Annotated in this window: 1 protein-coding gene and 1 pseudogene; both read right to left on the bottom strand. The window is 67.1% G+C overall.

Features of this window, described 5'->3' with window-relative positions; all coding sequences use genetic code 11:
• A partial coding sequence (locus CEK68_RS20890; RefSeq protein WP_152240536.1) for an EVE domain-containing protein occupies positions 1-404 on the bottom strand: 404 nt, incomplete at its 3' end.
• Positions 389-569 (bottom strand): annotated as a pseudogene (locus tag CEK68_RS21135) (hypothetical protein); the annotation flags it as partial. The pseudogene CEK68_RS21135 and the gene CEK68_RS20890, both read right to left, overlap by 16 nt.

Genomic DNA, 569 nt, shown 5'->3' with positions numbered 1-569 from the left:
ACCGACAGGCGGTTGCCGCGGCGGGTGAGGGCGAAATCGCCCAGACGTGCGTCGGCCTTCAAGGTGTCCAGCGCGATGATCTGGTCAAGCTTGCGCACGAAGCGTACGTCCACCAGCCACCAACGCGGCGCATCGCGCGGGCTGTCGGGGTCGTAGTGTGGATTGCGCGGCTGGAACTGGCTGGGATCGGGATAGGCGGCGCTGGCGACCTCGGCCAGCCCGGCCACGCCGGGTACGGCGCAGTTGGAGTGGTAGAACAGCACGCCGTCACCGACGCGCATGCCGTCGCGCCTGAAGTTGCGCGCCTGATAATTGCGCAGGCCGTCCCAAGGCTCGCTGCCTTTGCGCGCGAGAGCGTCGATCGAAAACGTCCCGGGTTCGGATTTCATCAGCCAGTAGTGCATGCCGGATCCTGCGCACAGAGGATGGTTTCGCGATCGGTCAGCACGGCATCGAGGCGCACGTCCCAGGGCTGCGCCTGCAGGGCCGGATGAGCATGGTCGACTTCCTGGAAAGCATAGGCCACGCCGCACAACCACGGACGTGCCGGGCGCCGCACACGCTGCAGC

The sequence above is a fragment of the Xanthomonas sp. LMG 12461 genome (assembly GCF_009192935.1).
GTDB classification, from domain to species: Bacteria; Pseudomonadota; Gammaproteobacteria; order Xanthomonadales; family Xanthomonadaceae; genus Xanthomonas_A; species Xanthomonas_A sontii.
The sequence above is the reverse complement of the archived record's forward strand: the minus strand, read 5'-3'. Positions and strand labels throughout refer to the sequence as shown.